Origin of the sequence: Arthrobacter oryzae (assembly GCF_030718995.1) — a bacterium.
Taxonomy (GTDB): domain Bacteria; phylum Actinomycetota; class Actinomycetes; order Actinomycetales; family Micrococcaceae; genus Arthrobacter; species Arthrobacter oryzae_C.
Genome location: NZ_CP132204.1, coordinates 3328665 through 3348837, shown reverse-complemented (window position 1 = coordinate 3348837; position 20173 = coordinate 3328665). Strand labels below are relative to the sequence as shown.

Annotated in this window: 17 protein-coding genes; 5 read left to right on the top strand and 12 right to left on the bottom strand. The window is 67.7% G+C overall.

Annotated elements, in window-relative coordinates:
* Positions 1 to 31 precede the first annotated feature (31 nt).
* Positions 32 to 589: an adenine phosphoribosyltransferase gene (locus tag Q8Z05_RS15315; protein WP_305940458.1), complete on the bottom strand. Its 558-nt coding sequence runs from the start codon at positions 587 to 589 to the stop codon at positions 32 to 34.
* A 24-nt stretch (positions 590 to 613) separates the two neighbouring features.
* Positions 614 to 1276: a DNA-3-methyladenine glycosylase gene (locus tag Q8Z05_RS15310; protein ID WP_305940457.1), complete on the bottom strand. Its 663-nt coding sequence runs from the start codon at positions 1274 to 1276 to the stop codon at positions 614 to 616.
* Positions 1277 to 1373: 97 nt separating this feature from the next.
* On the opposite strand from Q8Z05_RS15310, the gene Q8Z05_RS15305 reads away from it, so the two are divergent.
* Positions 1374 to 2903 carry a DNA-3-methyladenine glycosylase 2 family protein gene (locus Q8Z05_RS15305; protein WP_305940456.1) on the top strand — a complete coding sequence of 510 codons (1530 nt, stop codon included), beginning with the start codon at positions 1374 to 1376 and terminating at the stop codon, positions 2901 to 2903.
* A gap of 44 nt (positions 2904 to 2947) precedes the next feature.
* The gene (locus Q8Z05_RS15300; RefSeq protein WP_305940455.1) at positions 2948 to 3442 is read left to right on the top strand and encodes a methylated-DNA--[protein]-cysteine S-methyltransferase; all 495 of its coding nucleotides are present in this window, start codon (positions 2948 to 2950) and stop codon (positions 3440 to 3442) included.
* 34 nt (positions 3443 to 3476) lie between these two features.
* Here the strand turns inward: Q8Z05_RS15300 and Q8Z05_RS15295 are convergent, their stop codons facing one another.
* The 10 genes from Q8Z05_RS15295 to argC all read right to left on the bottom strand — a co-directional run bounded on the left by Q8Z05_RS15295 (position 3477) and on the right by argC (position 13649).
* Complete coding sequence (locus Q8Z05_RS15295) at positions 3477 to 4214, bottom strand: maleylpyruvate isomerase family mycothiol-dependent enzyme (protein WP_305940454.1); 738 nt, start codon at positions 4212 to 4214, stop codon at positions 3477 to 3479.
* 31 nt (positions 4215 to 4245) lie between these two features.
* Complete coding sequence (locus Q8Z05_RS15290) at positions 4246 to 4830, bottom strand: pyridoxine/pyridoxamine 5'-phosphate oxidase (RefSeq protein WP_305940453.1); 585 nt, start codon at positions 4828 to 4830, stop codon at positions 4246 to 4248.
* Positions 4831 to 4993: 163 nt separating this feature from the next.
* Positions 4994 to 6421 carry an argininosuccinate lyase gene (argH, locus tag Q8Z05_RS15285; protein ID WP_305940452.1) on the bottom strand — a complete coding sequence of 476 codons (1428 nt, stop codon included), beginning with the start codon at positions 6419 to 6421 and terminating at the stop codon, positions 4994 to 4996.
* A 5-nt stretch (positions 6422 to 6426) separates the two neighbouring features.
* Positions 6427 to 7632 carry an argininosuccinate synthase gene (locus Q8Z05_RS15280; protein WP_305940451.1) on the bottom strand — a complete coding sequence of 402 codons (1206 nt, stop codon included), beginning with the start codon at positions 7630 to 7632 and terminating at the stop codon, positions 6427 to 6429.
* Between the two features lie 43 nt (positions 7633 to 7675).
* On the bottom strand, positions 7676 to 8206 hold the full coding sequence (locus tag Q8Z05_RS15275; protein WP_305940450.1) for an arginine repressor: 531 nt from the start codon (positions 8204 to 8206) through the stop codon (positions 7676 to 7678).
* The gene (gene argF, locus Q8Z05_RS15270; RefSeq protein ID WP_305940449.1) at positions 8206 to 9213 is read right to left on the bottom strand and encodes an ornithine carbamoyltransferase; all 1008 of its coding nucleotides are present in this window, start codon (positions 9211 to 9213) and stop codon (positions 8206 to 8208) included. The genes Q8Z05_RS15275 and argF overlap by 1 nt, the downstream gene beginning before the upstream one ends.
* Positions 9210 to 10493, bottom strand: coding sequence for an acetylornithine transaminase (locus Q8Z05_RS15265; RefSeq protein ID WP_305940448.1), 1284 nt, complete (start codon positions 10491 to 10493; stop codon positions 9210 to 9212). The genes argF and Q8Z05_RS15265 overlap by 4 nt, the downstream gene beginning before the upstream one ends.
* Positions 10490 to 11422: an acetylglutamate kinase gene (argB, locus tag Q8Z05_RS15260; protein ID WP_305940447.1), complete on the bottom strand. Its 933-nt coding sequence runs from the start codon at positions 11420 to 11422 to the stop codon at positions 10490 to 10492. The genes Q8Z05_RS15265 and argB overlap by 4 nt, the downstream gene beginning before the upstream one ends.
* A gap of 32 nt (positions 11423 to 11454) precedes the next feature.
* Positions 11455 to 12621 carry a bifunctional glutamate N-acetyltransferase/amino-acid acetyltransferase ArgJ gene (gene argJ / locus Q8Z05_RS15255; RefSeq protein ID WP_305940446.1) on the bottom strand — a complete coding sequence of 389 codons (1167 nt, stop codon included), beginning with the start codon at positions 12619 to 12621 and terminating at the stop codon, positions 11455 to 11457.
* Positions 12618 to 13649, bottom strand: a complete 1032-nt coding sequence (argC, locus tag Q8Z05_RS15250; RefSeq protein WP_305940445.1) for an N-acetyl-gamma-glutamyl-phosphate reductase — start codon at positions 13647 to 13649, stop codon at positions 12618 to 12620. Before argC ends, argJ begins: the two co-directional genes overlap by 4 nt.
* 178 nt (positions 13650 to 13827) lie before the next feature.
* Between argC and Q8Z05_RS15245 the strand changes: the two genes are divergently transcribed.
* From Q8Z05_RS15245 to Q8Z05_RS15235, 3 genes are all read left to right on the top strand, one after another.
* Positions 13828 to 14916, top strand: coding sequence for a fatty acid desaturase family protein (locus Q8Z05_RS15245; protein ID WP_305940444.1), 1089 nt, complete (start codon positions 13828 to 13830; stop codon positions 14914 to 14916).
* A gap of 160 nt (positions 14917 to 15076) precedes the next feature.
* Complete coding sequence (locus tag Q8Z05_RS15240; protein WP_305940443.1) at positions 15077 to 16042, top strand: quinone oxidoreductase family protein; 966 nt, start codon at positions 15077 to 15079, stop codon at positions 16040 to 16042.
* Between the two features lie 133 nt (positions 16043 to 16175).
* Positions 16176 to 20123 (top strand): Pls/PosA family non-ribosomal peptide synthetase, encoded by a 3948-nt coding sequence (locus Q8Z05_RS15235; protein WP_305943585.1) that lies wholly within the window; start codon positions 16176 to 16178, stop codon positions 20121 to 20123.
* Positions 20124 to 20173: the final 50 nt, after the last annotated feature.

Genomic DNA, 20173 nt, shown 5'->3' with positions numbered 1-20173 from the left:
TCCATTCTACAACCATTTTGATGAACGCACGCTAGGTCCGGATGAGCGAGCGCACGCGATGGCCGCTCAGGGCGGATCGGCCGCGCAGCTCGCCCAGTTCCATGACCACGCCCACTCCCGAAACATGCACTCCGCAGCGCTCAAACAGGCGTGCGGCGGCGCCGAGCGTGCCGCCCGTGGCAAGGACGTCGTCGAGAATCAGCACCCGGCTTCCGGCCGGCAGGTCCGTGGTGTGCAGCTCGAGTGTCGCAGTGCCGTACTCCAGCGCATAATCCTCCGCGACCACCTTCCGGGGGAGTTTTCCGGCTTTGCGCACGGTGATCACACCCGTGTTCGTGGCGTAGGCGGCAGCGGCGGCCAGCAGGAAGCCTCGGGCCTCCACCCCGGCTACGGCGTCGAACTGCCCTTTGAACGGCTCCACAAGTGCGTCCACAACAGCGCGGAGCGCTGCGCCGTTGGCAAAGACGGGCGTCAGGTCCTTGAAGATGATTCCGGGCTTGGGGTAGTCCGGCACCGTGGCGCAGAGGCTGTTGATCAGCTGGTCCACTGGAACGCTTCTTCTGGCTTGGCCGGGCTCGCTTTGATTCACGCATCTACCCTATGCCGGTGGCGGCTATTCTTCACGATCCGGGCGGGCCTTCGCGGCCTTATAGCGCGACACCGTGGGATCGCCGGTGAGCCAGTACCGCCATGGATAAGCATGGCTGCCGCCCGCCCCCGAGACCCCCACGCGCGGACCGGTGCTGATCTCGCGTGCGCGTGCCACCGGCAGTTCCAGCCTGAACGGGTCGTCCAGGGCGTCCCGCCCGCTGTCCGCCGTCGTCAATCCCAGCGCCATGGCGAGCCGGGCAGGCCCGCTGGCCAGGTCCTTTGCGGATTTCGACGTCGGGCGCCTGGTGCGCGCCAGTTCCTCGCCACCCACGATTTCCCCGCCGCGCAGGAGCAGGGCAGAGGCTGTCCCGGGCGGTCCGCACACAATGTTGGCGCAGTAGTGCATCCCGTAGGTGAAGTAGACGTACAAGTGCCCGGCGGGTCCGAACATGGGCTTGTTGCGTCCCGTCTGTCCGCGGAAGGTGTGCGAACCGGGGTCCGGGTGCTGGGAGTCGTGCGGGCCAAGGTAGGCCTCCACTTCGGTGATGCGCACCGAAACCACCCCCTCCGGGCTGTCATAGGTGAGCACAGCCCCAAGCATCAGGGGCGCCACGTGCCGGGCGTCCCCGGACAGCACCTGCCGCACGGCGTGTTCACGTCCGGTGCGCGGCGGGCTGGAGCTCATGCATCGACTTTAACAAACAGCCGCTGCCAAATGATGCCCTACGCCCATGTCCGATTTCCGCTAGCCCCCGGGTGCGCCGAGCTGACAGGATGGAGCCATGGACTTCTGGCAGCGCTACCGGGCGATCGATGCCCGCGACACCCGTTTCGACGGGCAGTTCTACACCGCTGTCCGGACCACGGGGATTTATTGCCGGCCTTCATGTCCTGCCCGGACGCCTAAAGCGGAGAACGTCACGTTCTATGAAACCTCTGCTGCGGCCCACGACGCCGGATACCGCGCCTGCAAGCGCTGCCTGCCGGAGGCCGTCCCGGGGACGCCGGCCTGGAACCTCCGGTCCGACATCGCGGGCCGGGCCATGCGGCTCATTAATGACGGGGTGATCAACCGCGACGGAGTGGAGGGACTCGCCTCGCGGCTAGGCTACTCCTCGCGGCAGCTCAACCGGATCCTCAGCCACGAACTGGGCGCCGGTCCGCTGTCACTGGCACGGGCCAGCAGGGCACAGACTGCCCGGACGCTGCTGGTGTCCACACAGATGAAGCTTGCAGACGTGGCATTCGCCGCCGGGTTCAGCAGCGTCCGCCAGTTCAACGAAACCATCGGCGAAGTCTTCGACATGACTCCGACGGCGCTCCGCGGCACCGCCCGCCACCACCCGACGCCGGCCGCGACTACGGCGCTGACGCTGAACCTTCCTTATCGTGAGCCGTTCGATCCTGGCATCTTCGATTTCCTGGCCGTGCGGTCCATTCCCGGGATCGAGGCCGGCACAGCAACCTCTTATGCGAGGACCTTGCGGCTCCCCCACGCGGATGCCCGCTTTAGCGTTGAGTACGACGCCGGCGCGCCGGAGCGGCCACTTGTCCTCACCATCGGTGCCGTGGACCTCCGGGACCTGCCGTCACTGCTGAGCAGGGTCCGGCGGCTGCTGGACCTCGACGCCGACCCGGTGGCCATGGACAGTGCGTTGGAAGCCGATCCGCGGCTGGCACCGGCGGTCCGCGCCGTCCCGGGCATCCGGATGCCGGGGGCCCTGGATCCGCAGGAGTTGCTGGTCCGTGCCTTGATAGGCCAGCAGATAACCGTCGCGCCCGCCCGGACCGCCCTCACCCAGTTGTCGGCCTGCGGCAGCGAGAGCCTGGTACCGGGGGACGGCCTCCATCGGCTCTTCCCCACTGCCGCCCGGATCGCCGACGAGGGGTACGGCCTGCTGCGTGGTCCGCAGCGGCGGATCGACTCCGTCCGCGCCGCCGCCGGCATGATGGCCGCCGGGGACCTCGATTTCGGCTACGGCGACGACTTCGCCGGCCTGCACGCCAAACTGCTGCCGCTGCCCGGGGTGGGACCCTGGACCGCGGGGTACGTGGCCATGCGCGTGATCGGGGCGCCGGACGTGTTCCTGGCCAACGACGCCGCGGTGCGCAACGGCATCCTCGCCCTCGCCGCCGGCAGTGCTGACGCAGGGACGGACGGCTGGCTTCCCGGCCGGCGCACACCGGACTTCTCCGAAGTGAGCCCCTGGCGTTCCTATGCCACGATGCACCTCTGGCGTGCGGCCGCCATGAACCCCAGGCCCAAGGCGAACCGGCAGGCACCTTCCCTGCCGCATGATCCGGCGATTTAACCCAACAGTTTTAACTCAGGCGACTTAACCAGGAAGCGAAAGCCATGAAAGCCCAACTGCTGACCATGCCCACCCCGGACGGTCCGTTCACCATCATTGCCCGCGACGGTGCCGTGCTGGCATCCGGCTGGACTGCGCAGGCTGCAGAGCTCACCGGGCAGATCCATCCCGAACTGCTGCCTGATGAATACATCCCGGTCCAGGAACTGGGCGAAATCTCCGACGCCGTCGTTGCGTTCTACGCGGGCGATCCGGAGCCCGCCATGCGTGTGCGGGTCCTGCAGAAATCGGGGCCTTTCCGCAGCCATGCCTGGGATGTCCTCCGGACGGTGAACCCCGGCCGGCCGGTCACCTACACCGAGTACGCGGAGCTCTCCGGGAACCCGAAGGCCGTCCGCGCCGCGGCGAGTGCCTGCGCCTTCAATGCCGCGGCACTGTTCGTGCCGTGCCACCGCGTGGTGCGGACGGACGGCACGCTCGGCGGATTCAGGTGGGGCCTCGCCATCAAGGAAAGCCTGCTGGGCCGCGAACAGCGTTGACCAGGGAAGGGCTGATGACGGCGGGCCGGCAGCCCTATTTGGTGATCGGTACGCCCGAGGGCCAGGGCAGGAGCTCGGGGAGATCCACACCGTCCGCAGCAGCGGACGCACGCAGGCTGCCCAGCGAGGGTTCGCGCCCCGCGAGCCAGGCCGCGATGTCCGTCAGCATGCCGTTGATGACAGTGGACCGGTTGCCGGCGCCGATGGTCACCGGCGGAAGTCCGAGGGGCTGCAGCACAAACCGCTGACCCTCCGGCACGCGGGCAGCCAGGAAATCGAACAGGTGCTCACAGAAGGGCCTGCTCCAGGTTTCCGGACCGCGGCCGGTGCCGAGGTCGGTGGCATGGATCAGGAGTTCCCGCCACAGCGCAAACCCGCCGTCCAGCACCACTCCGCCGCGGTAGGAAATAGGCACCTGCCAGGAGCCGGCGTCCAGGCTATCGAAAGCCCGCAGGGCGCGTGCCAGCGCGGCGTCCAGGTCCGCCCGGTGCTGCGCCAAGGTGTGGCCGGCGGCCATGTCGATGGCCTTGGTGCGGCCCTCCTGACCGCCGTCATACAGTTCCACGGTCTCGCCGCGGCCTGCGAATTCAAGTTGCCGGGCCATGGCGTTCGAAATGCCGGCCAGGTGCGCGAGGACGTGCCCCCGCGTCCAGCCCGGCAGTAATGACTGTGCCTTGACATCATCTTCGGCGAGTTTGCCGGCTTGGGAGGCAACGACGTCGGCAGCTTTATGGAGTTCGGCGAGCAGCGCGTCCGGTGTGATTGCGGTCATACCCGCCATCGTAGCGGACGGTTAATGGTCCTTAACGCAGGCCGCTGCCAGAGCCGATGCCGGGACCGCGACTGTCCCGAACGTCACCCGCCGGACCGCCACCGTAACGGTGCCGGATGTGGCGGCGGTCGTGGCGCGCCTGCCAGAACTCGATCTCCACCGGCCGGACGGCGTACAGCTGCCAGTCCGGGTTGGTGCCGCCGTCGGCTCCGGGCCGGGCGTCCCAGTCCGCGGCCGAAGCTTCGGCGGACAATTCAAGGACTCCCCCGGCCACACGCACTTGCCGGCCCAGCAGGGGCCAGTAGAAATTGAGGGCCGCCCTCGGGTTGGCAGCCAGCTCCTGCCCCTTGCGCGAGGTGCGGGACGTTGCGATCTGCCAGCCGCCGTCGTCGTCGATGTCCTTCAGGATCAGCATCCGGGACGACGGCTGGGCATTGGCCCCCACGGTGGCCAGGCTGCAGGCGTGCGGCTGGGGCTCCCCCGCGGCCAGCGCCTCCGCCAGCCATTGCCGGAACAGCTCAGCCGGGTCCGCCGGCGCAGCCGCCGGGTCAAAATCCGGCAGGTCGTCGGGGAAGTCCGGCAGGGCACGGAGGTACCGGCGGAAGGATTCGCTCATTCACCCACCCTAAACGCAGAACGCTCTCTCAGTTGTTGCAAGAAAATCGGCGAACGCTCTCTCACTTTCTTGCGGAAAGTGAGAGAGCGTCGGCCCGAAAGCTGCAACAAGTGAGAGAGCGTGCGGCCCGAAAGCTGCAACAAGTGAGAGAGCATGTGGCCTGCTAGCCCGCGTACTCCCGCACGCCCGCAAGCTCGGCTTCCAGCGCGAGCAGTTGGCGCTCGACGGCGGCCGGGGCCGTGCCGCCCTGGGAGTTGCGGCTGTTGAGCGAACCCTCAGTGGACAGGACCGTACGCACTTCCGGCGTCAGGTGCTCCGAGATCGCCGCGTATTCCTCGTCGGTCAGGTCCCAGAGTTCGACGTCGCGGCTTTCAGCCTGCTTGACTGCCGCACCGGAAAGCTCGTGGGCTTCGCGGAACGGCACACCTTGGCGGACCAGCCATTCGGCTATGTCCGTGGCCAGTGCGAAGCCCTGCGGTGCCAGCGACTCCATCCGTTCAGTGTTGAACTTCAGCGTCGCGATCATGCCCGAGACAGCCGGGAGCAGCAGCTCCAGGGTGTCGGCGGCGTCAAAGACCGGTTCCTTGTCCTCCTGCAGGTCGCGGTTGTACGCGAGCGGCAGGCCCTTCAAGGTAGCCAGCAGCCCGGTCAGGTTGCCGATCAGGCGTCCCGCCTTGCCGCGGGCCAGCTCGGCGACATCCGGGTTCTTCTTCTGCGGCATGATCGAGGAGCCGGTGGAGTAGGAATCGTGCAGGGTGACAAAGGAGAACTCCTTCGTGGCCCACAGGATGACTTCCTCCGAGACCCGGGACAGGTCCACGCCGATCATGGCGCAGACCCACGCGAACTCGGCGAAGACATCGCGCGAGGCGGTGCCGTCGATCGAGTTGTGTGTTGCCGAGAAGAAGCCCAGGTCGGCTGCCACGGCTTCCGGGTCCAGGCCCAGCGAGGAGCCTGCGAGGGCACCGGAACCGTAGGGCGAAACGCCTGCGCGCTTGTCCCAGTCCTGCAGCCGCTGCACATCGCGCAGCAGCGCCCAGGCGTGGGCCAGCAGGTGGTGGCTGAGCAGGACCGGCTGCGCATGCTGGAGGTGGGTGCGGCCCGGCATGGCCACGCCCTGGTGTGCCTTGGCCTGGTCCACCAGTGCCTCAATGGTTGCCAGCACGCCGCGGGCGATGATCCGCGCATGGTCGCGCAGGAACATCCGCCCCAGCGTGGCCACCTGGTCGTTGCGGGACCGGCCGGCGCGGAGCTTCCCGCCCAGCTGGGCGCCGGCACGCTCGATCAGGCCGCGTTCCAGCGAGCCGTGGACGTCCTCATCGGACTCCGCGGGCAGGTACGCGCCGGAGGCGACGTCTTCGTCCAGGCGGGACAGCGCAACAAGCATGCCTTCAAGTTCAGCATCGTCCAGCAGCCCGGACTTGTGCAGAACGCGCGCGTGCGCCTTGGACCCGGCAATGTCGTAGCGGGCCAGCCGCCAGTCAAAGTGCGTGGACTTGCTCAGGGCTGCGAGGGCGTCGGCGGGGCCGCCGGCGAACCGGCCGCCCCACAGCGCACCCGTGTTGGTGGCTTCGGACTTTTGCTCAGCCACAGGGGCTACTTTCCTGCGACGCGGATGTCGCGGCCGGACGCAACCTTGGCGGACATGCCCCACAGCTCAATGAAGCCGCGGGCCATCGACTGGTCGAAGGTGTCGCCGGTGTCGTAGGTCGCGAGGTCGAAGTCGTACAGGGAGGTCTCGGAGCGGCGCCCGTTGACGATCGCCTGGCCGCCGTGCAGCACCATGCGGATGTCGCCGGAGACGTACTTCTGGGTGTCCTCGATGAAGGCGTCCAGGGAGCGCTTGAGCGGGGAGAACCACTGGCCGTCGTACACCAGCTCGGACCAGCGCTGGCCGACCGTTGCCTTGAAGCGGGCCTGCTCGCGCTCGATGGTGATGTCCTCGAGGTGCTTGTGCGCGGTGATCAGTGCCATGGCACCGGGAGCTTCGTAGATTTCGCGGGACTTGATGCCGACGAGGCGGTCCTCGACGACGTCGATCCGGCCGACGCCCTGGGCGCCGGCGCGGCGGTTGAGTTCCTTGATGGCCTGCAGCGGGGTGACCTTGACGCCGTCGATCGCGACCGGAACGCCGGCTTCGAAGGAGATGGTGACTTCATCGGGCGCCGGCGGGAACTCCGGGGTGGCCGTGTAGTCGTAGATGTCCTTGGTGGGGGCGTTCCAGATGTCTTCGAGGTAGCCGGTTTCGACGGCGCGTCCCCAGACGTTCTGGTCGATCGAGTACGGGTTCTTCTTGGTGGTCTCGATCGGCAGTCCCTTTTCCTCGGCGAAGGCGATGGCCTTGTCGCGGGTCAGGGCGAGGTCGCGGACCGGGGCGATGCACTTCAGGTCCGGACCGAGGGTCTGGATGCCCACTTCGAAGCGGACCTGGTCGTTGCCCTTGCCCGTGCAGCCGTGGGCCACGGTGGTGGCGCCGAATTCGCGGGCGGCCTTGACCAGGTGCTTGACGATCACCGGGCGGGAGATCGCGGAAACCAGCGGGTAGTGGCCCTGGTAGAGGGCGTTGGCCTTCAGCGTGGGCATGCAGTACTCATTGGCGAATTCGTCGGAGGCATCAGCCACGTAGGCTTCGACGGCACCGCAGCCCAGGGCACGCTGGCGGATGGTCTCCAGCGACTCGCCGCCCTGCCCGACGTCGACCGCAACGGCGATCACCTCGGCACCGGTGGCTTCACCGATCCAGCCGATCGCTACGGAAGTATCCAGGCCACCGGAGTAGGCCAGCACAATACGCTCAGTCACTTCAAATGCTCCTTAGTTGTTTGGTTCTTGGTTGTCATAAAGCTTATTGGCCGGCTTCTTCGGCAAAGTGCAGGAAGCGGGCGGCCACGTCCGCTCCGCCCAGCGGGTCCCGGGTGACCAGCAGCACGGTGTCGTCACCGGCGATGGTCCCCAGGATGGACGGCATCACCGAGTGGTCGATCGCCAGGGCCAGGAAGTTCGCCGCGCCGGGAGGAGTCCTGAGCACCACGATGTTCGCCGACGCTTCCGCGGTCACGAGCAGTTCCCCGCACAGGCGGGCAAGCCGGGCGTCCAGGATCTCCTGCGTCACGCCGGCCTTGGCTGCACGCTCCCCGCCCTCCCCCGGAACGGCGTAGACAAGCACGCCGTCCTTGCCGCGGACCCGGACCGCGCCGAGTTCCACGAGGTCGCGGGACAGTGTGGCCTGGGTGACCTGGACGCCGTCGTCCGCCAGCAGCGCGGCGAGCTCCGCCTGCGAACGGACGGATTCGCCGGTCAGGATCGCGGTGATCCGCGCCAGCCTGGCCGTTTTGGTGGCCGGGCTCGCGCCCGGCACCGACGGGTTGGTGGACACTAGAACGTGCTCTCCCCGGTGCCCTCAACGGGAGAAAGACCGTCCACGAAGGCCAGTCCGGACCGGTGCATGAGCCACGCCATCAGCGCCTTCTGCGCGTGCAGGCGGTTTTCAGCCTCGTCCCAGACGATCGACTGCGGGCCGTCGATGACGCCCGCGGAGATCTCATAGCCCCGGTACGCCGGCAGGCAGTGAAGCACGACGGCGTCCGGCGCCGCGAGCTGCATCGCCGCTTCGTCCACGGAATAGTCGCGGAACAGCTGGAGCCGGGCTTCCTTTTCGGCCTCCTGGCCCATGGACACCCAGGTGTCGGTGGCGACGACGTCGGCCCCCTTGAGGGCTTCCGCGGCGTCGGTGGTGATCAGCACCGAACCGCCGGTCTCGGCGGCCCGCTCCTCCGCGGCGGCGACGATGTCCGCGGCCGGCAGGTAACCGTCCGGACCCGCGATGCGCACGTGCATCCCGGCGGTCACGCCGGCGAGCAGGTAGGAGTTCGCCATGTTGTTGGCGGAGTCGCCAAGGTAGCTCATGGTGAGGCCCTTGAGGTCGCCCTTGTGTTCCTTGACGGCCAGCAGGTCGGCCAGGAGCTGGCAGGGGTGGTAGTCGTCGCACAGGGCGTTGATGACCGGGACTTTGGAGTTTTCCGCCATGGCCACCAGTCCGGAGTGGGCACCGGTGCGCCAGACGATGGTGGAGACCATGCGCTCCAGGACCTTGGCGGTGTCCTCCACCGATTCCTTGTGGCCGATCTGTGCCTCACCCGGGTTGATGATGAGGGCGTTTCCGCCCATGTCAGCCACTCCGGTGGCGAACGAGACCCGGGTCCTGGTGGAGGTCTTGTCGAAGATGACCGCCACTGTTTTACGACCGCTGCCCTCGGCGGCGAACGGCTGGACGCTGTACGGCGCAGCCTTCATCCGGATGGCGAGGTCCAGGACCTCGGCCTGCTCTGCCGGGGTGAGGTCGGTGTCCTTGAGGAAGTGGCGGGTGGTCGCGGAGCTGGTCACTGGGCGGCGTCCTTTGCGGTCTGGAGGAGCGTGGGCAGGGCCTGGATGAAGCTGTCGGCTTGTTCGGCGGTGAGGATCAGCGGCGGGGCGAGGCGGATGGTGCGCGGACCGGGGCTGTTGACGATGAACCCTGCGTCCAGTCCGGCGGTCACGACGGCGGGCGCGATGTCCGCGTCCAGGTCAAAGCCGATCAGGAGGCCTTCGCCGCGTACTTCCGTCACGCCGTCGACAGCGGCCAGCTTCGAGCGCAGGCGGTCACCCACGGTGCGGACGTTCTCCAGGACGCGCTGGCTTTCAATCGCGTGCAGTGTTGCCAGGGCGGCGGCCGTGGCCACCGGGTTCCCGCCGAAGGTGGTGCCGTGCTGGCCCGCGGTCAGGAGCGAGGAGCTTTCAGGGCCGAAGGTGACCAGCGCCCCGATCGGGAAGCCGCCGCCCAGGCCCTTGGCGAGGGTCACGGCGTCCGGGACGATCCCGGCGTCTTCGCTGGCCAGCCACTTGCCGGTGCGGCCGATGCCGGTCTGGACTTCGTCGAGGATCAGCAGCGCGCCGGCCTTTGTTGTGGCCTCGCGTGCTGCTTTCAGGTAGCCGGCAGGCAGCGGCCGGACGCCTGCTTCGCCCTGGATCGGCTCCAGGAATACGGCGGCAGTGGTTTCGTCGATGGCATCCAGCAGGGCGTCGACGTCGCCGAACGGGATGTGGACCACCCCGCCGGGAAGCGGTTCGAACGGCGCCCGGTAGGCAGCCTTGGCGGTCAGCGCCAAGGCTCCCATCGTGCGGCCGTGGAAGGCGCCTTCAAGGGCGATGATCTTGGTCCGCCGCTTCACATCGCTGCCGGGTCCTGCCGACGCCTCGGCTCCGGAGTTGCGGCGCGCCAGCTTGAATGCGGCCTCCACCGCCTCGGTGCCGGAGTTCGCAAAGAACACTTTGGAACCTGCCGGCGCCTTGGTGAGCTCAAGCAGCTTCTCGGCCAGCGCGATCTGCGTGGGGCTGGTGAAGAAGTTGGAGACGTGGCCCAGCGTGGCCAGCTGGCTGGAGATCACCGACGTCACGAACGGGTGGGCGTGGCCCATGGCGTTTACGGCGATGCCGCCGAGCAGGTCGAGGTACTCCTTGCCGTCGGCGTCCCAGACCAGGCACCCGGCCCCGCGGACCAGGACCCGCTGCGGCGTGCCGAAGACACCCATGAGGGACGATGAGTAGCGGCTCAGCCACTCTGCTCCCGTGGTGTGGCCGCGGGTCTCCACCAGTTCAACCACCGGGGACTTTTCGATCTGGCTCATGCGTTCGTTTCCTCGTCCGGGACCACCTGCGTGCCGATGCCCGCGGTGGTGAATGTTTCCAGCAGCATGGAATGCGGCAGTCGGCCGTCCACGATGTGCGCGCGCTCCACTCCGTCATCGACCGCCTTAAGGCAGGCGGCCATCTTGGGGATCATGCCCGATTCAAGCCGCGGCAGCATCTCCCGGAGCTCCGACGCCGTCAGGGACGAGATGAGCGATGACTTGTCCGGCCAGTTCGCGTAGAGGCCCTCGACGTCGGTGAGGATGACGAGTTTCGAGGCGCCCAGGGCGGAGGCGACGGCGGCCGCCGCGGTGTCCGCGTTGACGTTGAGCACCTGCCCGGTGGTGGAGCCGTCGTCGGCTATTTCCGGGGCAACGGTTGAGATCACCGGGATCCGGCCGGCTGCGAGGATGTCAACGATGCCTTCCGGGTTGACGCCCACCACTTCCCCGACCAGGCCCAGGTCCACTTCCTGGCCGTCCACGACGGTCCCGGTACGGACGGCGCGCAGCAGGCCGCCGTCTTCACCGGACATGCCGACTGCGTAGGGTCCATGGGAGTTGATCAGGCCCACGAGTTCGCGGCCCACCTGGCCGGTCAGGACCATCCGGACCACGTCCATGGCCTCGGGGGTGGTGACGCGCAGCCCGCCCTTGAACTCGGACTCGATGCCGAGCCGGCTGAGCATGGAGTTGATCTGCGGGCCACCGCCGTGCACCACCACGGGGTGGATGCCCACGTGGTGCAGGAACACCACGTCCTCGGCGAACGCCCGGCGGAGTTCATCGTTGACCATGGCGTTGCCGCCGTACTTGATCACCATGGTGGTGCCGGCAAAGCGCTGGATCCAGGGCAGGGCCTCGATCAGGGTGCCGGCCTTGTCCCGGGCGGCACTCATGGTAGTGGTCTCGCGTGTCTGGGTGTTCATGCTGCTGTCTCCCCGGAAGGTGGGTGCTTCACCTAGCTTGAGTAGGCGCTGTTTTCGTGGACGTAGTCGTGCGTGAGGTCGTTGGTCCAGATCGTGGCTTCGGTCTCTCCGGCCTGCAGATCGATCTCGACGAGGACCTCGCGGGGCTCAAGGTCCACCAGGCTGCGGTCCTCGCCGATGCTGCCGTTACGGCAGATCTGCACGCCGTTCATGGAAACGTTCAGCTGGTCCGGCTCGAACGCGGCATCAGTGGTGCCCACGGCGGAAAGCACCCGGCCCCAGTTGGGGTCCTTGCCGAAGATGGCGGCCTTGAACAGGTTGGAGCGGGCCACGGCCCTGCTCACGATCTCCGCGTCCTTCTCGCTGGCCGCGTTGAACGTGCGGATGGCGATGTCGTGGCTGGCGCCCTCGGCGTCGCCGATCAGCTTGCGGGCCAGTTCGGCGCAGACCTGGGTCACCCCGGCACCGAAGTCCGTTGCCGACGGCACAACACCCGACGCGCCCGAGGCCAGCAGCACCACGGTGTCATTGGTGGACATGCAGCCATCCGAGTCCGTCCGGTCAAAGGTGACCCGGGTGGCGTCGCGGAGCACGACGTCGAGCATTTCCGGCTGGACGTCCGCGTCGGTGGTGAGAACCACCAGCATGGTGGCCAGCCCGGGGGCCAGCATGCCGGCGCCCTTGGCCATGCCGCCGATGGTGTACTCGTGGCCTTCGGCGTCCTTCCCGGTGAACACTGCTTCCTTGGACACGGAATCGGTGGTCATGATGGCCGTGGCGGCCACGGGCCCGCCGTCTGCGCTGAGGGCGGCTTTGGCAGCGCCGATGCCCGGGATGATTTTGTCCATGGGCAGCTGCTCGCCGATCAGGCCGGTGGAGCAGACGAAGATGTCAGTGGCTGAGACGCCCAGCGCTTCGGCGGTCTTTTCGGCGGTGGTGTGCGTGTTCTGGAAGCCTTGCGGGCCGGTGCAGGCGTTGGCGCCGCCGGAGTTGAGGATCACTGCGTCCACCCGGCCGTCCTTCACCACCTCGCGGGACCAGTGCACGGGGGCCGCTGCCACCCGGTTCGACGTGAACACCGCGGCTGCGGCTTTGGACGGGCCGTCGTTGACTACCAGGGCAAGGTCGGGGTTCCCGGACGCCTTCAGGCCGGCTTTGACGCCGGCGGCGCGGAAGCCCTTGGGGGCAGTAACGGTCACGGGGCAACTCCCTGCAGGTTGAGGCCGGCGGTTTCCGTCAGGCCAAGGGCAATGTTCATGGACTGCACGGCGCCGCCGGCCGTCCCCTTGGTCAGGTTGTCGATGGCGCAGGTGACGATAACGCGGCCGGTGTGCGCATCGAAGGCCAGCTGCATCACGGCATGGTTGGAACCCTGCACGGACTTGGTGGCCGGCCACTGGCCCTCGGGGAGCAGGTGGACGAACGGCTCGTCGTCGTAGGCCTCTTCCCAGGCAGTGCGCAGCTCTGCCGCCGTGACGCCGGGCTTCACCCGCGCGGTGGCCGTGGTGAGGATGCCGCGGCTCATCGGCGCGAGCGTGGGTGTGAAGGAGACCGTCACGGCCTCCCCCGCCGCGTTCCCCAGCCCCTGCTCGATCTCGGGGGTGTGCCGATGGCCGCCGCCGACGCCGTAGGGGCTCATCGACCCCATGACTTCGGAGCCGATGAGGTTCACCTTTGCGGCTTTCCCGGCACCCGAGGTGCCTGAGGCAGAGACAATCACGACGTCGTCGGGCTGGAGGAGATTTCCGGCGAACCCGGGCGTCAGGGCCAGCAGGGACGACGTCGGGTAGCAGCCCGGTACTGCGATCCGCTTGGCGCCCTTCAGCTTTTCCCGCTGTCCCGGCAGTTCAGGGAGCCCGTAGGGCCAGGTTCCGGCGTGTGCGGACCCGTAGAACTTTTCCCAGGCGGCGGGGTCTTCGAGGCGGTGGTCGGCACCGGCGTCGATCACGACCGTGCCGTCGGGCAACTGCGCCGCGATCTCCGCGGACGCTCCATGCGGGAGCGCCAGGAACACCACGTCGTGGCCGGAAAGGTTTTCCACCGTGGTGTCTTCAAGGATGCGGCTGGCCAAACCATGGAGATGCGGCTGCAATTCGCCTAGTCTGGAACCGGCGTTGCTGTGTGCTGTGATGGCGCCGATAGTGACGTCGGGGTGCCCGGCCAGAAGGCGAAGCACCTCACCGCCGGCGTAACCGCTGGCACCGGAAACGGCAACAGAAATAGTCATGGAAACGACTATACAGCAAGACTATGCATAGAACCCGATATTTATGCATAGACTTATGCGTGCCCGTTGCCCGGCCGCATTGCGAGCGTCGGCGTATGCTTGGAGAAGGGTGATCCTGACCGTGCGGTCCGAATGTCGGCTGCAGCGTTGCCCGTAACAGTTACGAGGCTCCAAGTCCATGACCCCCACCACTACTGCGGAGCGCCCCCAGTCGCGTGTCCGGCAACCCAACGCCGTCGTCCTGAGCTATTCCGAGCTCCTCAAGACCGTGAAGGCTGCGGGCCTGCTCGAACGCCGGGTCGGTTTCTACGTCACGGTCTTCTCCGTCCTGGTGCTCCTGATGACCGCAACCTGGTTCGGCTTCGCGCTCATCGGTGACAGCTGGTTCCAGCTTCTCATCGCCGCTGCGCTGGGCGTCATCTGCACCCAGTTGAGCTTCCTGGCCCACGAAGCCGGACACCGGCAGATCTTCGCCTCCCGGCGCGCCAACGACTGGGCCGCCCGGCTGCTGGCCACGTCCGTCGCCGGCATGAGCTACTCCTGGTGGGAGCAGAAGCACGGCGCCCACCACAACCACCCGAACGTCATTTCCAAGGATCCTGACATCGCTCCCGGGCCCATCGCGTTCCACACCGAGGCGGTTGCCGACCGGCAGGGCCGGTTCGCCTTCCTGACCCGGAAGCAGGGCTGGTTTTTCTTCCCGCTGCTGTTCCTGGTGGGGCTCGGCCTGCAGATCGATTCGGTCAAGTTCGTCTTCCGCCGCGCAAAGGTCACGCACCGCTGGGTTGAACTCCCGATCCTCCTGGCCCGCCTGAGCCTGTTGCCGGTCCTCACCTTCACGTTCCTGCCATGGGGCATGGCACTGGCGTTCATCGGCGTCCAGCTCGCCGTCTTCGGCTTCTACATGGGCGCTTCCTTCGCCCCGAACCACAAGGGCATGCCGGTCCTGCCCGCCGACAGCCGCGTGGACTTCTTCAGCCGCCAGGTCCTGACCTCCCGGAACATCTCCGGCGGCCGTTTCATGGACATCCTGATGGGCGGCCTGAACCGCCAGGCCGAACACCACCTCTTCCCGGACATGGCCCGCCCGCAGCTGGACAAGGCCGCCGTGATCGTCCGGGAGTTTTGCGCCAAGCACCAGGTCCCCTACACGGAAACCACCCTGCTGCAGTCCTATGGCATCATCGTCCGCTACCTCAACGACGTGGGCCTCTCCGCCGGGCGGCACTTCGAGTGCCCCATGGCCACGGTTACCCGCCGCTACTAGGCGCCACTCCCTTACCAGGCACGTCCCTGGCTAGCACCCACATCCCCATTTACCCCGAAGTGACGGCCGGTTACCGGCCGTCACTTCGTCGTTGACGGCCGTGTCCCTAGGATGGTTCCTGTATCCGGGCCTGGAAATCCCAGCCCAGGGAAGGAGACACATGATGCACGCAATCGTCGCCCGCCAGGCCGGCGGGCCGGACGTCCTGGAGCTCGCCGAAGTTCAGCGTCCGGTACCTGGCCGAGGCCAGCTCCTGGTCAAGGTGTCCGCCACAGGCGTGAACTTCATCGACACGTACAAGCGCAGCGGTACGTACAAAGTCCAGTACCCCTTCACCCCGGGCTCCGAAGCCGCAGGTACGGTCGAGGAGGTCGGCGAGGGCGTGTCGGTCTACTCCCCCGGCGACCGGGTGGCCACCGCTGAAGGGACCAACTGCTACGCCGGCTACATCCTGGTAGACGAGGACAAGGCCCTTCCGGTCCCCCGCGGCGTGGACGATTTCACGGCAGCGGCCCTTCCCCTTCAAGGGATTACCGCGCATTACCTGATCAACTCCTCGTTCCGGGTGGAACCGGGCCACACAGTCCTGCTCCACGCCGGCGCCGGCGGCGTGGGCCTGCTGGCGATCCAGCTGCTCAAGGCGAAGGGCGTCAGGGTCATCACCACCGTCTCCACCGACGACAAGGCGAAGCTGGCCCGCGAAGCCGGAGCCGACCATGTCATCCGCTACGACGGGTTCTCCGCCAAAGTCCGGGAACTGACCGACGGGACCGGCGCGGATGCAGTGTTCGACGGCGTGGGGAAGGACACCTTCGACGGTTCCCTCGCCGCCCTCCGTGTGCGCGGCACGCTGGTTCTCTTCGGCGCCGCCTCCGGACCGGTTCCGCCGTTCGATCCGCAACGGCTTAATGCCGGCGGCTCGCTGTACCTGACCCGGCCGACCATAAACCACTTCCTGCGCAACGCCCAGGAACGCCGCTGGCGCTCGGATGAAATCTTCGCAGCAGCGGCCAACGGCAGCCTCAAGGTCCGGATCGGCGGCCGCTATGACCTTGCGCACGCAGCCCGGGCGCACGACGACCTGGAACAGCGCCGCACCACCGGCAAGATCGTCCTCGTACCGTGACCCGGTAAACAGAACGCAAACCTGCAGTGAACGTCCGGCGAACTGCGACACCTTTTGTTCATCTTGCTCCGAGAGAATCACCCCCGTGACTGACCAACCGCAAGATCCCGGATCCGTGCCCGAAGCGGAAAACATCCCCTTGGAAGGACGTCCTGTACTTCCCGGCATCCGGGACATCCATGCGCCGCAGCTGGCCGGCGCCGCCGCGGCACCGCCGGAGCGTACGCTGATCGACATCCTGGAGGAGACGGCCCGGAAGTACCCCGAAGCCTCGGCCCTGGACGACGGCCACCGGCGCCTGAGCTACACGCAGCTGATGGCCGAGGTCAGGGCCACCGCGCGCGAGCTGCATCTGGCGGGCCTCGGCGCCGGGGACAAGATCGGCGTACGCATACCCTCCGGCACCAACCGGCTCTACGTGTCGATCCTGGCCGTCCTGCTGATCGGGGCGGCGTACGTTCCGGTGGACGCCGACGACCCCGACGAACGCGCCAAGCTGGTGTTCAGCGAAGCCCGCGTCGGCGCCATCCTCAAGGGCGCCGGCGAGATCGTCACGGACAGCAAGCGGCCCCGGCCGTTCCCGGCCCCGCGCAAGCCGCAGGCCGACGACGACTCCTGGGTCATCTTCACGTCCGGCTCCACGGGCACGCCCAAGGGCGTCGCCGTCCAGCACCGCTCCTCTGCCGCATTCGTTGATGCCGAAGCCCGGCTCTTCCTGCAGGACGAACCCATCGGCACCCAGGACCGCGTGCTCGCGGGGCTCTCGGTGGCTTTCGACGCATCCTGCGAGGAGATGTGGCTGGCCTGGCGCTACGGAGCCTGCCTGGTTCCCGCTCCGCGGTCGCTGGTCCGGACCGGCATGGATCTCGGCCCGTGGCTGATCAGCCACGGGATCACCGTGGTTTCCACCGTGCCCACCCTCGCGGCCCTGTGGCCGGCGGAAGCGCTGGAAAACGTGAGGCTGCTGATTTTCGGCGGCGAGGCCTGCCCTCCGGAGCTCGCGGAACGCCTCGCGGTCGACGGCAGGGAAGTCTGGAACACCTACGGGCCCACGGAAGCAACCGTGGTGGCCTGCGCGGCGCCGCTGGGCGCGCCCGGCCCCGTCCGGATCGGCCTGCCGCTGGACGGCTGGGACCTGGCAGTGGTTGACCCCGCCGGCGTTCCCGTGGACGAGGGCCAGGTGGGCGAGCTCATCATCGGCGGCGTGGGGCTGGCCCGGTACCTCGACCCCGCCAAGGACGCTGAAAAGTATGCGCCCATGCCGTCCCTCGGCTGGCCCCGGGCCTACCGTTCCGGTGACCTGGTCCGTTACGAGGCAGCCGGGCTCGTCTTCATGGGCCGGGCCGATGAACAGGTGAAGCTCGGTGGCCGGCGGATCGAACTCGGAGAGATCGACGCCGCCCTGCAGGCGTTGCCTGACGTTGCGGGAGCGGCGGCGGCCGTCCGTACGACGGCGGCCGGGAACCAGATCCTTGTCGGTTACCTTGCCGCCGCGGGCACAGCGGACATCGATCTCACCGCTGCCAGGGAGCTGCTGGGCGCCAGCCTCCCGGCGGCCCTCATCCCGCTCCTGACCGTTGTGGAATCATTGCCCACCAAGACGAGCGGAAAGGTGGACCGGCACTCCCTGCCCTGGCCGCTGGCCGGTGCGGGGGCTGCAGATGCGGACAACGCCCCGTTGAACCTGCCGGATGACGCACGCTGGATCGTGGAGCAGTGGGGCAGCGTGCTGGGGACACCGGCGTCGAGCCTTGACGCGGACTTCTTTGCCCATGGCGGCGGGTCCCTGGCAGCCGCGCAGCTCGTGTCGGCACTGCGTGTGCGCTACCCCACCATTACGGTGGCCGACATCTATGCCACGCCCAGAGTGGGGGCGCTCATCGATGCCGCCCGGCAATCCCTGCCCGAAGGCGTAGCCGGGCCGGCACCGGAACGGGAGGTGCGCCCCACAGCCCTGAAATCGCAGGTCTTCCAGACCCTGATGGGGGTCCCCCTGCACATCCTGGTGGGGATGCGCTGGCTCACCTACGTAATGGCGGCCAACAATCTCCTGGCCGCCTTTGCCGGGTTCTCGGCGGCTCCTGTCGTTTCCTGGTGGTGGGTGGCTGCCTCATGGCTTGTTTTCGTGAGCCCGGCCGGCCGGATGGCCCTGTCCGTCCTTGCCGCCAGGACACTGCTCCGGCGGGTGGTCCCCGGGACCTACCCCAGGTCCGGAAAGGTCCACCTTCGGCTGTGGCTGGCTGAACAGATCCAGGATTTGTCGGGTGCCATCAGCCTGGCAAGCGCCCCGTGGGTTCCGTACTATGCGAAAGCGCTCGGGGCGAAGATCGGAAACGACGTCCAGCTGCACTCGCTGCCGCCGGTCACCGGAATGCTTTCGCTGGGCCGCGGCAGCAACATCGAACCCGAAGTGGACCTCTCCGGCTGGTGGATAGACGGGGACACTGTCCACATCGGCCAAGTGCATGTGGGCGCCGGCGCGACGGTCGGGGCCCGCAGTACGCTCATGCCAGGGGCCAGTATTGGTGCCGGAGCGCAGGTGGAACCGGGGTCAGCGGTCCTCGGCAAGGTGAAGGCCGGGCAACTGGTGTCCGGTTCCCCCGCCGAGCGGATCGGCAAGGCACGGCAGGCATGGCCGGATACGCCGCCGGCGCATGCGCTGATCGGGCGGCTCTGGTTCGCTGCCTTTGCCGCAGCGTCCGCTGTACTGGCCACCCTTCCGTACCTCTCCGCTGCCGCCGGGGCATTCGTCATTTTCCTGTTCATCCGCGGCAGCGAATCGCTTTCGGCCGCCCTCCCCCAGGTTCTTGCCTCGCTGCCGCTGGCGGCCCTGACGTGGTTCCTGACCAACCTCCTGCTGATCCTTGCCACCACCCGGTTGCTGGGCACCGGACTCAAGGAAGGCTACTTCAGGGTGCGGAGCCGGATCGGCTGGCAGGTCTGGGCAACCGAACGGGTGCTGGACCTGGCCCGGGATGTACTCTTCCCGATCTACGCCAGCCTGTTCACGCCGGTCTGGCTGCGGCTGCTGGGAGCCAAGGTGGGCAAGAACGTGGAAGCTTCCACCGTCCTCCTCCTTCCCAAGATGACAACCGTCGGCGAAGGCGCCTTCCTCGCGGACGACACGATGGTGGCCTCCTATGAACTGGGGGGCGGGTGGATGCGGATTGCCCCCGCGAAGATCGGCAAACGTTCCTTCCTGGGCAATTCAGGAATGACGGGAGCCGGACGAAGCGTGCCCAAGAACTCGCTGGTGGCCGTCCTCTCCGCCACCCCGGCCAAGGCAAAATCCGGCACGTCCTGGCTGGGCAGCCCTCCGGTCCGCCTGCGGCGCACGGCAATCGCCACAGACAACACCCTGACTTTCCAGCCGGCCCGGCGGCTGAAGCTGGCCCGCGCCATCTGGGAGCTGTGCCGGTTCATCCCGGTGGTGCTCACGGTTGGCCTCGCCGCCGGCGTGATGCTCGCGTTCGACCGGATCGCCTCGGCGTGGGGTTACGGGATCGCCGCACTCCTGGGCGGCATCGTGGTCCTTGTGGCCGGAGCTGTGGCCGCCGCCAGCGCTGTGGTGGCCAAGTGGCTGCTGGTGGGCAGGATCAGGCCGGGTGAACATGCCTTGTGGAGTTCCTTCATCTGGCGCAACGAGGTGGTGGATACATTCATCGAAATGGTGAGCGCGCCATGGTTTGCCCGATCCGCCTCGGGCACGCCGGCGCTGGTCTGGTGGCTGCGGGGCCTGGGCGCAAAGATTGGCCGCGGCACGTGGTGCGAGAGCTACTGGCTGCCCGAAGCAGACCTGGTCACCCTGGGCGAGAGCTCTACGGTCAACAGGGGCTGCGTGGTCCAGACCCACCTGTTCCACGACCGGATCATGAGCATCGACACTGTTACCCTCGAAGACGGAGCCACCATGGGACCACACGGGGTCATCCTTCCGCGGGCACGCATCGCGAGGGGCGGAACGGTGGGCCCGGCGTCCTTGGTCATGCGCGGGGAAACTGTCCCTGCCGGGACATACTGGATGGGCAACCCGGTCAGCCCCTGGGCAGGCCCGGCAGTGCGGGCTCCGCGGCTAAAGTAACACCCGCACGGCAGTACCTCCGTCCCACCAGCTCACCATGAAAGCCCCGT

Coding starts and splice junctions, on each gene's coding strand:
- Q8Z05_RS15265 (WP_305940448.1), bottom strand. CDS start 10,493: ATGAGCCAGATCGAAAAGTCCCCGGTGGTTGAACTGGTGGAGACCCGC.
- Q8Z05_RS15300 (WP_305940455.1), top strand. CDS start 2,948: ATGAAAGCCCAACTGCTGACCATGCCCACCCCGGACGGTCCGTTCACC.
- Q8Z05_RS15305 (WP_305940456.1), top strand. CDS start 1,374: ATGGACTTCTGGCAGCGCTACCGGGCGATCGATGCCCGCGACACCCGT.
- Q8Z05_RS15295 (WP_305940454.1), bottom strand. CDS start 4,214: ATGACCGCAATCACACCGGACGCGCTGCTCGCCGAACTCCATAAAGCT.
- Q8Z05_RS15310 (WP_305940457.1), bottom strand. CDS start 1,276: ATGAGCTCCAGCCCGCCGCGCACCGGACGTGAACACGCCGTGCGGCAG.
- Q8Z05_RS15290 (WP_305940453.1), bottom strand. CDS start 4,830: ATGAGCGAATCCTTCCGCCGGTACCTCCGTGCCCTGCCGGACTTCCCC.
- Q8Z05_RS15245 (WP_305940444.1), top strand. CDS start 13,828: ATGACCCCCACCACTACTGCGGAGCGCCCCCAGTCGCGTGTCCGGCAA.
- argB (WP_305940447.1), bottom strand. CDS start 11,422: ATGAACACCCAGACACGCGAGACCACTACCATGAGTGCCGCCCGGGAC.
- argC (WP_305940445.1), bottom strand. CDS start 13,649: ATGACTATTTCTGTTGCCGTTTCCGGTGCCAGCGGTTACGCCGGCGGT.
- Q8Z05_RS15240 (WP_305940443.1), top strand. CDS start 15,077: ATGATGCACGCAATCGTCGCCCGCCAGGCCGGCGGGCCGGACGTCCTG.